We start from the raw sequence: 12046 nt of genomic DNA, 5'->3' as shown, positions 1-12046 counted from the left end.
GCAAAACCAGTCAATGGGCCCAAAGTGCGACAATACGGGGCTGAGGAAGCCCTGCACAAGCCCTGCCGCGCGGTCGATATCGCGCGGACCCGGGCGGTCTGCGGTGTTACCTTTCCCGCCAACGGCTGTGCTGTTGGCCGCACGCGCGCCCAGGCAACCCCATCCCCCGATACGCGCGCTACCACCGACAGAGATACCCGCAGGCGTTACGCAGAGCTTTCTTATGACATCCTCTTTTTCGAATCTTTCGCTGGCTGAACCGCTGGCCCGCGCCGTCGCCGAAATGGGCTACGAAACCATGACCCCCATCCAGGAGCAGGCCATTCCGGTCGTGCTGCAGGGCAAGGACGTGATGGGCGCCGCGCAGACCGGCACCGGCAAGACCGCCGCTTTTTCGCTGCCGCTGCTGCAGCGCATGATGAAACACGAAAACCCCTCGACCTCGCCGGCGCGCCATCCGGTGCGCGCGCTGGTGCTGCTGCCCACGCGCGAACTCGCGGTGCAGGTGGCCCAGCAGGTCGAGCTCTACGCCAAGTACACCAACCTGCGCAGCACCGTGGTGTTCGGCGGCATGGACATGAAGCCGCAGACCGCCGAGCTCAAAAAAGGCGTGGAAGTGCTGGTGGCCACGCCGGGCCGCCTGCTGGACCACATCGAGGCCAAGAACGCGGTGCTCAACCAGGTCGAATACGTGGTGCTGGACGAAGCCGACCGCATGCTGGACATCGGCTTTCTGCCCGACCTGCAGCGCATCCTGAGCTACCTGCCCAAGCAGCGCATCACCTTGCTGTTCTCGGCCACCTTCTCGCCCGAAATCAAGCGCCTGGCCTCCAGCTACCTGCAGGACCCGGTCACCATCGAGGTGGCGCGCTCCAATGCCACGGCCTCCACCGTTGAGCAGCATTTCTACAGCGTGGGCGCCGACGACAAGCGCCGCGCGCTGCACCAGATCCTCAAAGAGCGCGGCATGAAGCAGGCCTTTGTGTTCGTCAACAGCAAGCTGGGCTGCGCGCGCCTGGCCCGCTCGCTGGAGCGCGAGGGCCTGAAGACCGCCGCGCTGCACGGCGACAAGAGCCAGGACGAGCGCCTCAAGGCCCTGGAAGCCTTCAAGAAGGGCGAAGTCGACCTGCTGGTCTGCACCGACGTGGCCGCCCGCGGCCTGGACATCAAGGACGTGCCGGCGGTGTTCAACTTCGACGTGCCCTTCAACGCCGAAGACTATGTGCACCGCATAGGCCGCACCGGCCGTGCCGGCGCCTCCGGCCTGGCCGTGAGTTTTGTGGCCAGCAGCGACAACCGCCTGGTGGCCGACATCGAAAAGCTGATCAAGACCAAGATCGAGCTGGAGCCCCTCGAGTTCGAGGAAGACCGCCCGCGCATCAAGGAGCAGGGCCGCATCAACGACGGCCGCCGCATGTACCGCGAAGGCGAGGACGGCGGCAGCCCGCGCGAGGCACGCCCGCCGCGCGAGCGCCGCGAATACACGCCGCACCGCCAGCCGGCCGCGCCGCGCGACCCCTTCTTCGACCAGCCCTACGAACCGACGGCCGCGCCCGACGCCCAGCCCGCCTGGGAAGCCGCCGCCAAGGCCGCCCCCGCGCGCAGCGGCGTGTCGGCCAATATCAAGCCCAAGAAAAAAGTCGCGGCGCTGTTCAAGACGGCAGGCTAAAAAACCGCCCCGCCGTCGGTCCAAGCCTACGGCGGCTAGAGGGGCTGTCCGGTGCGGGCCGCGCAGCCCGCCTTTTACGCTGTCCCCATGATGGCGAAATCCGATTCCGACCTGAAGCCCTCTCCGCCGGCGGCTTTCGGGTTTGCCGCGCTCTCCCCTCAAGTCCTGAAAATTTTCCGCCCCTTGTGGCGCGCCGTTGACCACTGGATTGACGCCGGCGGCATGCGCATGAGCGCGGCCATGTCTTTTTACGGCATCCTGAGCCTGGCGCCGCTGCTGGTCCTGTTGGTCGCCGTGCTGGGCTGGTGGCTGGACCGCGCCTATCTCGAAACCAGCCTGGTCGACCAGATCCGCAGCGTCATAGGGGCGCAGGGTGCCCAGGTGGTGCAGCAGGCGCTGTCCAGCGCCCAGGCGCCTTCGGAGGGCATTACGGCTTCGCTGTTTGCCTTTGCGCTGCTCCTGTCGGGGGCGACGGGCGTGTTCGCGGAATTGCAGGATGCGTTTGAGCGCCTGTGGCGGCAAGGCAGCGGCGAAGTGCCGCAGCAAAAATGGTGGCACGGCGCTTCCCTGCGCCTGCGCGGGGTGGCCTACATTCTGGCGTTTGGTTTTCTGCTGCTGGTTTCGCTGGTGATCTCGACCGTTTTAAGCCTTCTGTCGGGCTGGGCGGGCAGCTATTTGCCGATCGAGAAGGTCGCCTGGGTCCTCAACGAGCTCGTGTCTTTCGGTTTTTGCGTGCTCCTGTTTGTGGCGCTCATGCGGATCAGCGTGGGCCCCAAACCCGCTTTACGCTATCTGGTGATGGGGTCAGCCGCGGGGGCCATCCTCTTTGCGGTTGGCAAGCACCTGATGGCCTTTTATCTCTCCACCGCCGCCGTGGTGTCGGCCTATGGCGCGGCCGGCTCGCTGGTGGTGATCCTGATGTGGATTTATTTTTCGTCAGCCGTGCTGCTGCTGGCCGCCAGCATGGCGCGCGCCTGGGCTGACGAAGCCGGCCGGGGCCGGCCCGCTTCAGCCTGATTTGCCGGCCTTGCGTGGTTTTTGCGCCTGTTCGCAGGGCACGGCGATCAGCTCAAACGTTCCGGCTTGCGCCCCCAGCCTGGCCGCCGTGAGGCAGCCGCCCCAGACGCAGCCCGTATCAAGCGGCAAGGTGTTGTTGCGAAGGCGCGGCGTGGCGCCGTCCTTGGCCAGGGTGGACCAGTGGCCGAAGGCCACCGCCGTGCCGGCCGTGCGGCGTCCGGGCACCTCAAACCATGGCAGGTAGCCGGCGGGCGCGCCCTCGGCGCCTTCCGTGCTGCCGAACTCCATCACGCCTTCGGGTGTGCAAAAGCGCAGGCGCGTGAGCGCGTTCACCACCACGCGCAGCCGGTCGGCGCCCTGCAAGCCGTCGCTCCAGCGGTCCGGCGTGTTGCCGTACATGGCGCCGAAAAAATCCTTGAGATCACTGCCGCGCAGCACCTGTTCCACCTCGGCCGCCAGCGCCATGGTTTGCGCCGCCGTCCACTGCGGCAGCACGCCCGCATGTACCATGAGCCAGCCGTGGCGCTGCAGCGCCATGGCGCGGTGCCGCAGCCAGTCGAGCAAGCTGTCGGCGTCGCCGGCTTGCAGGATCTCCTGCATGGTGTCGTGGCGGCCCGGCTTGCGCGCGCCCTGCCACAAGGCCAACAAATGCAGGTCGTGGTTGCCCAGCAGGCACTGCGCGGCGTCGCCCAGGGCCGCCAGGCGGCGCAGCACCTTGAGCGATTCGGGTCCGCGGTTGACCAGGTCGCCGAGGAAGTAAAGCGTGTCGCGGCTGGGCGAGAAATCCAGCTTCTCCAGCAGCCGCCCCAGGGGCGCGTCGCAACCCTGCAGGTCGCCGATACAGTACATTGACATGTGTTTATTTTGCGCTAGGAGTCTGGGCGGCAGAAGCCGTCGAAGCGAAACGCGCGAAAAACGAGGACAGCGCGGTGATACCGACAAGCCCATAGCCCGACTATGGGCGCGGGCGGTAGCGCCGCGATGGACCGTTTTCTCGCGCGTTGCAGCTGACGGATTCCTGCCGCCCAGACTCCTAATCTATGGACTTTTTGCTGATTGCTTTTTTGACGCTGCTCAACGGCGTGTTCGCCATGTCGGAAATGGCCCTCGCCTCCAGCCGCAAGGCCAGGCTCACGGCCATGGGGGAGTCCGGTGACAAGGGGGCGCAATCCGCGCTGGGCCTGCTGGACAACCCCACACAGTTTCTCTCGTCGGTGCAGGTGGGCATCACCTCCATAGGCATGCTCAACGGCATCATCGGCGAGGCCGCCTTCAGCGACAACCTGGCCGCCTGGATACAGACCTTCGGCGCGCCGCCGCGCGCCTCCCAGATCACCGCCACCGCGCTGGTGGTGACCGTCATCACCTTCATCACCATCGTCTTCGGCGAACTGGTGCCCAAGCGCATCGGCCAGCTCTATCCGGAAACCGTCGCGCGCCTGGTGTCGCGGCCCATGATGTGGGTGGCGACCGGCTTCAAGCCCTTTGTCAGGCTGCTGTCCATCAGCACGCAGGCGGTGCTCAAGCTGCTGCGCATCGACAACACGGCCGGCCGCGCCGTGACAGAGGAGGAAATCGCCGCCAGCCTGGAAGAGGGCGTGGATGCCGGCCTGATCGAGGAGCACGAACACCAGATGGTGCAGAACGTGTTCCTGCTCGACGACCGGCTGCTGACCTCGCTGATGCGGCCGCGCTCCGACATCGAATGGCTGGACGCCTCCGACACCGTGGCCCAGGCCATTGACAAGGCCGGCGCCACCGGCCATTCCTGGTACCCGGTGTGCCGCGGCAGCCTGGACGACGTGGTGGGTGTGGTCAACGTCGCCAAGCTGCTCGCGCTGCGCGGCCAGATCCAATCGGCCGCTTCCGGCCGGGGACAAGGCCAGGGCCCTGGCGCCGTGCCCTCGGTGGCCGACCGTATAGGCGCTTACGCGGTGCCGGCGGTCTTCGTGCCGGAGACGCTGACCGGTATGGAACTGCTGGAGCAGTTCCGTGCGCGTTCCACCCGCATGGTGTTTGTGGTCGACGAATACGGCGTGGTGCAGGGCCTGATGACGCCCATGGACATGCTGGAGGCCATCACCGGCGAGCTGCAGCCCGGTGCCCAGGTGGACGCCTGGGCCACCGAACGCGAGGACGGCAGCTGGCTCATCGACGGCGTCATGCCCGTGGCCGAACTCAAGGCCAGGCTGGACATCAAGGAGCTGCCCGAAGAAGGCAAGGGCCGCTACAACACGGTCGCCGGCCTGCTGCAAAGCGTCTCGGGCCGGCTGCTCAAGACCGCCGAGATCGTCGAATGCGCGGGCTGGCGCTTCGAGGTGCTGGACCTGGACGGCAAGCGCATCGACAAGGTGCTGGCCAGCGCGCTGCCCGAAGCGGAATCGCCCGACCTGTAAGTTTTGCATCCGGGCTTTCAGCTCGCTTACAGGTGATTGTCCGAATTAAGTTCTCATTTGCTGGGTGATATTGCCTAAATGAGACGTCGCAACAACAGCTCAGTACGTAAATGGTTGTAACACCACGGATGCTGTGTTTAAACTGAATCAAAAGTTAAGGCACACATGTTTGATGTTTTTGTGTTGGCGCTGACGGCAACGGCGGTGTCGGGGATGGCGACGGGGGCGGCATGCCATCATGGCTGGCTGGCGCGTGCCGCCCGAAAAAAAAGGCGTATTCCCGCGCAGTGGCATTTGCAGGCCAGGCCTTTGCTGCTCGATGCCGAGCAGGAAGTCTGGCACTGGCTGCAGCGCGCGTTTTTCGACCACCATGTGGTGGTCAAGGTTCCGGTCATCCGTTTTGTCTCGCCGCGCAACGAGGCCGAAGGCCAGCGTTCCTACGAACTGCTCAAAAACGTCTATTGCAGCTTCACGGTCTGCGCCGCCGACGGCACCGTCATCGGCTGCCTGGACGTCCCCGGCCCGCAGGGCCTGCGCGCCAGCAACCGCGACCTCAAGCGAAAACTCTTCGCCGAATGCGGCATCGCCTACGCCGTGGTGCGCGCCGGCAACCTGCCCACGCTGGAAGACGTGCGCGCCGCCTTTCTTGGTGAAATCGATTTGTCGGACGATGACGAGCCGTCCTCGCCGGCCGTGCTCGGCGAGCCGCCCATGGCCTGGCCGCTGGAGGCTGACGCTGACGCCCTGGCCACCGTGCCCGACACCATGCGCGCGGCCGACGGCAGCGCCCTGGTCGCCGATGCGCCGCAGGCAAGTTCTTTGAAGCCGGTGGAGCAGGCCGCCCAAGTAGACCTGGCTGCCATCACCGCCGCCCGCAGCAGCCTGCGCGCCAAGCTGGAGCGCAACCGCAAGATACGCTTCACCAACTTCGACCCGCTGAGCACCGGCTCCGGCATTGTTCACGACAACGCCGACCACCAGTTCGCCGTGCCATGGGAAGACTCCTTCATCACGCCCGAGGACGCCCCGCCGCCCGCCGGCGCCTGAGCAATGCCGGCCCGCCCGCGTGGGCCCCGTCAGTTCGCCTTGGCGGCGTCAAACAGCGTTTTCATTTCCGCCGGCATGGCCGTGAACAGCGGCTTGCCGCCGGGCTTGGCCGGCTTTAAAAACCACTGCTCGTACCAGCGCTGCGCCGCACCGCTGCGCATGGATTCCTTGATGGAGGCATTGACCAGCGCGCCCATGGCCGCGTCGCCCTTGCGGTAGCCGATGGCGATGGTCTCCACCGACAGGCGCTCCGGCAGGATGGTGTAGTTGCCGGCGTCGGGCAGGCTGGCGAGTTGCGCCGCCAGCATCACGCCGTCACGCGCATAACCGGCCGCCCAGCCCAGCTGCAACTGCCCCAGCGCCGCGTCGGGGTTGACGGCCTTGGCGTGCTGCCAGGTCAGCGAGTGCGATTGCGCATAGCGGTCAAGGGCCGGCACCACGGTGCTGCCGTCAATGCCGACAATGCTTTTGCCCTTGAGCTGCTCCAGCGTGCTGATCATGTCCTTGTTGCGCACCGCCACCTGCACGGCGTCGACAAAAATCGGCGTCGAAAATTCCATGCGCGCGCGGCGCTCGGGCGTGTCGGTCACGTTCTCGCAGAGCAGGTCCACACTGCCCTCGGCCAGCAGGCGGACGCGAACATCCAGTTCGGTTTCGATGTAGCGCACCGGCAGGTTCTTGTTGCCCGCGGCCTGGCGCAGGCGCTCGATCATGGGTTTGCAGAACTCGATGCTGTAGCCCATCGGCTTTTCCGGCGTCTGGTGATACGAGAAGGGCGCCGCCAGCGCGCGGTAGCCCACATTGATCTGGCCCCGGCTCTTGATTTTTTCCAGTGTGGCCTGGGCGAGTACCTCTTGCGGCATGGCGACGGCCAGCAGGGCCAAAGCGGCCGGCAACAGTCCTAGAAATGGTGTCTTCATAAGAACCTCCCGTTGTTCGGGTCCATTCTTAGGCAAAGGCCTTCAATACGCAACGCCGTCGGGGCAGGGCTTCCCCGGTACGACCAAGGTACTCATTGGCTGTAGCCATCGTCCTGCTGAAAAACCGGAAGGACATGAAAAAAGCCCCTGTTTCTTGCGAAACAGGGGCTGATATTGGTGCCGGAGAGATGAATCGAACACCCGACCTTCTCATTACGAATGAGCTGCTCTACCGACTGAGCTACACCGGCTTATTTTGGAATACAGCCCGAGATTATAGCCCGGAGTGGTAGGAGGTCACCCGTTCGACCTCATTTTTGGAGCCGAGCATCACGCTGACGCGTTCGTGGAGCTTGGTGGGTTGCAAATCCAGGATGCGTTGTTTGCCGTTGGTGGCGGCGCCGCCGGCTTGTTCGACCAGCCAGCTCATGGGGTTGGCTTCGTACATCAGGCGCAGTTTGCCGGCTTTTTCGGGCTCGCGTTTGTCCCAGGGGTACATAAAAACGCCGCCGCGGGTCAGGATGCGGTGCACGTCGGCCACCATGGAGGCGATCCAGCGCATGTTGAAGTCCTTGCCGCGCGGGCCTTCCTTGCCTTGAAGGCATTCGTCGATGTAGCGTTTGACCGGCGCGTCCCAGTGCCGCATGTTGCTCATGTTGATGGCGAATTCCTTGGTGTCCTCGGGAATCCTGACGTTTTCTTCGGTCAGCACAAAGGAGCCCTGTTCGCGGTCCAGCGTGAACATGGCTACGCCGTCGCCCACCGTCAGCACCAGGGTGGTCTGCGGGCCGTAAATGCAGTAGCCGGCCGCGACCTGCTTGTTGCCGGCCTGCAGGAAGTCTTTTTCCTCGACGCCGGCATGGCCTTCGGGCTTTTTGAGCACGCTGAAGATGGTGCCGATGCTGACGTTGACGTCGATGTTGCTGGAGCCGTCGAGGGGGTCGAACAGCAGCAGGTATTCACCCTGGGGGTAGCGGTTGGGCACCACGTAAATGCTGTCCATTTCCTCCGAGGCCATGGCCGCCAGGTGGCCGCCCCATTCATTGGCCTCGATCAGCACCTCGTTGGCGATGATGTCGAGTTTTTTCTGGACCTCGCCTTGCACGTTCTCGCTGGAGGCGGTGCCCAGCACGCCGCCCAGCGCGCCTTTGTTGACGGCCTGGCTGATGCTTTTGCAGGCGCGGGCCACCACTTCGAGCAGCAGGCGCAGCTGCGAGGGGATGTGGCCGTCCATGCGCTGCTGCTCCACCAGGTAGCGGGTCAGTGAGATTTTTTGGGACATGGGGGGCTCCGTTCGATGAAAGGGGTGATTCGGTTGGGCGGGGCGTTCAGTGGGCCTCGCCCTGCTGTTCGCGCTCTTCAAATTCGGCCAGCGTGGCCAGGGCGTCTTCCAGCAGGTCTTCGTCGTCCTGGGCGCGCGCCATGTCCACGCGCTGCTGGAAGAGGGCGCGCGCCTCGGCCGGCTGACCGGTTTCGTGCGCGAGCACGCCGAGCTGGAACAGGGTGTCGAGCACGATGTCGGTGTCTTGCAAGGCCTGGCCCAGCGCCATGCGCTGTTGCAGCCAGGATTTTGCCTCGGCATGCTCGCCCAGCTCGTAGGCATTTTGTGCCAGATTGTTGACGACACCTGAGAGGCGCTCGTCCGCGCTGGAGCCGAAGGCGGCTTGTGCATCGGCCAGCAGTTGCTGGTTGTGCGCCAGCGCTTCGGTGAAGCGGCCGGCCTCGTGCAGGGCGTAGCCGATTTCTTCGCGCATGCCCAGCCTCTGGTCGATGCTCAGTGTGGCGCCTTCGTGCGCGGCCCACTGGGCCGATTGCTGCAGGTGTTCGACGGCGGTGTCGTATTCCTCGGCCTCCAAGGCCGATTCGCCGAGGGCGTAGTGCTGCTCGTAGCGTTCGGTGGGCGTGAGTCCGCCCTTGGCGGCGCGCATGGCCAGGGCGCGCAGGCCCAGGGGCAGGCCTTCGCTGTGCTGCTGGCGTTTGCGGAACACCACGAACTGCAGCCACAGCAGGTCAGCCAGTTCGGCGGAATCGGCTCCCACGGCCTCGGCCAGGGGCTGGAGCGCGGCCAGGTCGGCCGACATGCGCGAACCGCTGAACATGCCGCCGGCGTCGTACACCGTGTCGCGCAGCGGGTTGAACTTCTTCGCAAACCGCTGTGCGGGGGTGTTGAATGGGAAGAATGCCATGGCGGGGTGCCGTCCGTCTTCAGTCGTTCAGTCGGCCAGTGCGCGGGAGACCACTTCGTGGGTGTCCTTGCTCAAATCGGTCTTGGCCGCAACGCGCGCAATCGCCTCGCGCGCCGCGCTGCGGTAGGGCTCGGCCAGCTTGCTCCAGCGGTCCAGGGCGCGCGCCAGGCGGGCGGCGACCTGCGGGTTGATGGCGTCGAGTTCCATCACGCGCTCGCTCCAGAACACATAGCCGGCGGCATCCGTGCGGTGGAAGGCGGCCGGGTTGCCCTGGCAGTAGGTGCTGACCACGCTGCGCGCGCGGTTGGGGTTGCGCAGGCTGAAGTCGGCGTGCTTCATGAGTTGCTTGACGGCCGGCAGCACATTTCCGCCGCGATCCGGCGCGCCGGCCTGCAGGCCGAACCATTTGTCGATGACCAGGGCTTCGTCCTTGAACATGGCATGGAACAGCGGCAGCGCCTCGCCGGCCAGGGCGTGGCCGCTGGAGGCCAGCGCGGCCAGCGCGTTGAAGCGGTCGGTCATGTTGCCGGCGTCCTTGAAGCGCTGCAGGGTCTTGCGCGGCCAGTCGGTATTGCCGGTGCTTTGCGCCGCCAGGCACAGATAGGTCAATGCCATGCCCGCGAGCGCGCGGCGGCCGCTGGAGACGGGGTCAGGTGTGTAGGCGCCGGTGTCGTGGTTGGCGTCGTAGACAGCCTCCCAGTCGGCCGCCAGGGCCGTGGCCAGCTGCAGGCGCATGGCTTCGCGCACCGCGTGGATGCGCTGCGGGTCCACCACCTCGAGCTGCTCGGCCAGGTAGGTTTCGGACGGCAATGTGAGCACCAGCTCCTTGAAGGCTGCGTCCAGGCTGGGGTGGCGCAGCACCTGGCGCATGGCGCCCAGGTAGGCTTCGTCGAGCACGTCGGCGGGCGTGGAAACCCCGCCAGGGGTCGCGGTGATGGCCGCGATGGCGCGGTTGACGGCCAGGCGCTGGCCGGCTTCCCAGCGATTGAAGGGGTCGCTGTCGTGCGCCAGCAGGTGCAGCAACTGGGCGTCGCTGTAGTCGAACTCCAGCACCACCGGGGCGCTGAAGCCGCGCAGGATGGAGGGCACCGGTTCGGCGTCTATGCCGGTAAAGGTCAGGGTTTCTTCGGCCTGCGTGAGCACCACGGTGCGCGTGCTGGCCGGTGCCCCGCTTTCGCCGGCCAGCTGCAGCGGCAGGTCCTGACCGTCGGCGCCCAGCAGGCCCAGGCCGACCGGGATGACAAAGGGCTGCTTGACGGACTGGCCCACGGTGGGGGCGCAGCTTTGCGACAGCGTGAGGGTGTAGCTGCGGGCGGCAGCGTCGTAGCGGCCCTGCGCGCGCACGCGCGGCGTACCGGCCTGGCTGTACCAGTGCTTGAACTGGGGCAGCAGGCGCGCCAGGTCCGACATGGGGTTGGCGTCGGCAATCGCCTGCGCGAAGTCGTCGCAGGTCACGGCCTGGCCGTCATGGCGCTCGAAGTACAGCGTCATGCCGCGGGCAAAACCTTCGCGGCCCACCAGGGTCTGCATCATGCGCACGACCTCGGCGCCTTTTTCGTAAATGGTGACGGTGTAGAAGTTGCTGATCTCGACATAGCTGTCGGGCCGCACCGGATGGGCCATGGGGCCGGCGTCCTCGGGGAACTGGGCGGTGCGCAGCACGCGCACGTCCTCGATGCGCTTGACGGCGCGGGCCGAGGGGGCGCCGGCCAGGTCCTGGCTGAACTCCTGGTCGCGGAACACCGTGAGGCCTTCCTTCAGGCTCAGCTGGAACCAGTCGCGGCAGGTGACGCGGTTGCCCGTCCAGTTGTGGAAGTACTCGTGGCCGACCACGCTCTCGATGTTGGAAAAATCCACGTCGGTGGCGGTGGCCTGGTTGGCCAGCACGTACTTGGTGTTGAAGATGTTCAGGCCCTTGTTTTCCATGGCGCCCATGTTGAAGTCGCTGGTGGCGACGATCATGAAGCGCTCCAGGTCCAGCGGCAGGCCGAAGCGGGCTTCGTCCCAGGCCACCGAATGCATCAGCGAAGCCATGGCGTGCTCGGTCTTGTCGAGGTCGCCGGGGCGCACGTAGACCTGCAGCGTGTGCTGCTTGCCGGCACGCGAGGTGATGCGCTGCTCACGGCTGACCAGCTGGCCGGCCACCAGGGCGAACAGGTAGCTGGGTTTTTTGTGCGGATCCACCCATTTGGCGAAATGGCGCGGGCCGTTGGGGCCGGGCTCCAGCGGGCCCTGGTCCACCAGGTTGCCGTTGGACAGCAGCACCGGGTACTGGGCCTTGTCGGCGCGCAGGGTCACGGTGTAGCTGGCCATCACGTCGGGGCGGTCCAGAAAGTAGGTGATGCGGCGAAAGCCCTCGGCCTCGCACTGCGTGAAGAAGGAATCGTTGCTGACGTACAGGCCCATCAGCTTGGTGTTTTTGGCCGGGCAGGTGGTGGTGAAGATTTCCAGCTCGAAGGGCGCGGTGCCTTCGGGCAGGTTCTCCAGCACCAGCCGGCTGCCTTCCATCTTGAAGGAGGTGCCCTGGCCGTTGACCAGCACGCGCGCCAGGTTGAGCTCCTCGCCGTCAAGCTTGAGCGGCTGGGGCGGCACATCGGGGTTGCGGCGCAGGCTCATCTTGTTGAGCACGCGGGTCTTCGCCGGGTCCAGGTCGAAGCACAGGTCGACGGTGTCTATCCAGTAGGCGGGGGCGATGTAGTCGGCGCGGTTGATGACCACCGTGGGCCCTTGTCCAGATCCACGGTCATCGGGCATTTGCAACATGGCTGCTTCCTCAAAACAATCTTAAAAACTCAAACAATCACTCAACAA

The 12046-nt window shown here is 65.6% G+C and carries 9 protein-coding genes and 1 tRNA gene; 4 read left to right on the top strand and 6 right to left on the bottom strand.

Features of this window, described 5'->3' with window-relative positions; translation table 11 throughout:
• Nucleotides 1-223 precede the first annotated feature (223 nt).
• Complete coding sequence (locus tag PMI15_RS07650) at nucleotides 224-1669, top strand: DEAD/DEAH box helicase (protein ID WP_007866141.1); 1446 nt, start codon at nucleotides 224-226, stop codon at nucleotides 1667-1669.
• Between the two features lie 90 nt (nucleotides 1670-1759).
• Complete coding sequence (locus PMI15_RS07645) at nucleotides 1760-2686, top strand: YihY/virulence factor BrkB family protein (protein ID WP_051001937.1); 927 nt, start codon at nucleotides 1760-1762, stop codon at nucleotides 2684-2686.
• Here the strand turns inward: PMI15_RS07645 and PMI15_RS07640 are convergent.
• Nucleotides 2678-3541, bottom strand: coding sequence for a symmetrical bis(5'-nucleosyl)-tetraphosphatase (locus PMI15_RS07640; RefSeq protein WP_036837914.1), 864 nt, complete (start codon nucleotides 3539-3541; stop codon nucleotides 2678-2680). The two genes, PMI15_RS07645 and PMI15_RS07640, sit on opposite strands and share 9 nt — an antisense overlap.
• A 185-nt stretch (nucleotides 3542-3726) precedes the next feature.
• On the opposite strand from PMI15_RS07640, the gene PMI15_RS07635 reads away from it, so the two are divergent.
• A complete protein-coding gene (locus PMI15_RS07635; protein ID WP_007866131.1) occupies nucleotides 3727-5082 on the top strand; it encodes a hemolysin family protein in 1356 nt (451 codons plus the stop codon).
• Between the two features lie 165 nt (nucleotides 5083-5247).
• Nucleotides 5248-6129 carry a DUF2726 domain-containing protein gene (locus tag PMI15_RS07630; RefSeq protein ID WP_007866128.1) on the top strand — a complete coding sequence of 294 codons (882 nt, stop codon included), beginning with the start codon at nucleotides 5248-5250 and terminating at the stop codon, nucleotides 6127-6129.
• A 29-nt stretch (nucleotides 6130-6158) separates the two neighbouring features.
• On the opposite strand, the gene PMI15_RS07625 is transcribed toward PMI15_RS07630, so the two are convergent.
• From PMI15_RS07625 to pepN, 5 genes are all read right to left on the bottom strand, one after another.
• Complete coding sequence (locus PMI15_RS07625) at nucleotides 6159-7049, bottom strand: transporter substrate-binding domain-containing protein (RefSeq protein ID WP_007866125.1); 891 nt, start codon at nucleotides 7047-7049, stop codon at nucleotides 6159-6161.
• 175 nt (nucleotides 7050-7224) lie between these two features.
• Nucleotides 7225-7300: transfer RNA gene (locus PMI15_RS07620), tRNA-Thr, on the bottom strand.
• 23 nt (nucleotides 7301-7323) lie between these two features.
• Nucleotides 7324-8331, bottom strand: coding sequence for a class 1 fructose-bisphosphatase (locus tag PMI15_RS07615; RefSeq protein WP_007866123.1), 1008 nt, complete (start codon nucleotides 8329-8331; stop codon nucleotides 7324-7326).
• 46 nt (nucleotides 8332-8377) lie between these two features.
• A complete protein-coding gene (locus tag PMI15_RS07610; protein ID WP_007866121.1) occupies nucleotides 8378-9235 on the bottom strand; it encodes a tetratricopeptide repeat protein in 858 nt (285 codons plus the stop codon).
• 27 nt (nucleotides 9236-9262) lie between these two features.
• Nucleotides 9263-11998, bottom strand: a complete 2736-nt coding sequence (gene pepN, locus PMI15_RS07605) for an aminopeptidase N (protein WP_007866118.1) — start codon at nucleotides 11996-11998, stop codon at nucleotides 9263-9265.
• Between the last annotated feature and the right edge of the window lie 48 nt (nucleotides 11999-12046).

The sequence above is a fragment of the Polaromonas sp. CF318 genome (assembly GCF_000282655.1).
In the GTDB taxonomy this organism is placed as follows: Bacteria; Pseudomonadota; Gammaproteobacteria; order Burkholderiales; family Burkholderiaceae_C; genus Polaromonas.
This window is presented reverse-complemented; position numbering and strand designations above follow the sequence as displayed.

Coding starts and splice junctions, on each gene's coding strand:
- PMI15_RS07635 (WP_007866131.1), top strand. CDS start 3,727: ATGGACTTTTTGCTGATTGCTTTTTTGACGCTGCTCAACGGCGTGTTC.
- PMI15_RS07610 (WP_007866121.1), bottom strand. CDS start 9,235: ATGGCATTCTTCCCATTCAACACCCCCGCACAGCGGTTTGCGAAGAAG.
- PMI15_RS07640 (WP_036837914.1), bottom strand. CDS start 3,541: ATGTCAATGTACTGTATCGGCGACCTGCAGGGTTGCGACGCGCCCCTG.
- PMI15_RS07645 (WP_051001937.1), top strand. CDS start 1,760: ATGGCGAAATCCGATTCCGACCTGAAGCCCTCTCCGCCGGCGGCTTTC.
- PMI15_RS07625 (WP_007866125.1), bottom strand. CDS start 7,049: ATGAAGACACCATTTCTAGGACTGTTGCCGGCCGCTTTGGCCCTGCTG.
- PMI15_RS07630 (WP_007866128.1), top strand. CDS start 5,248: ATGTTTGATGTTTTTGTGTTGGCGCTGACGGCAACGGCGGTGTCGGGG.
- PMI15_RS07615 (WP_007866123.1), bottom strand. CDS start 8,331: ATGTCCCAAAAAATCTCACTGACCCGCTACCTGGTGGAGCAGCAGCGC.
- pepN (WP_007866118.1), bottom strand. CDS start 11,998: ATGTTGCAAATGCCCGATGACCGTGGATCTGGACAAGGGCCCACGGTG.
- PMI15_RS07650 (WP_007866141.1), top strand. CDS start 224: ATGACATCCTCTTTTTCGAATCTTTCGCTGGCTGAACCGCTGGCCCGC.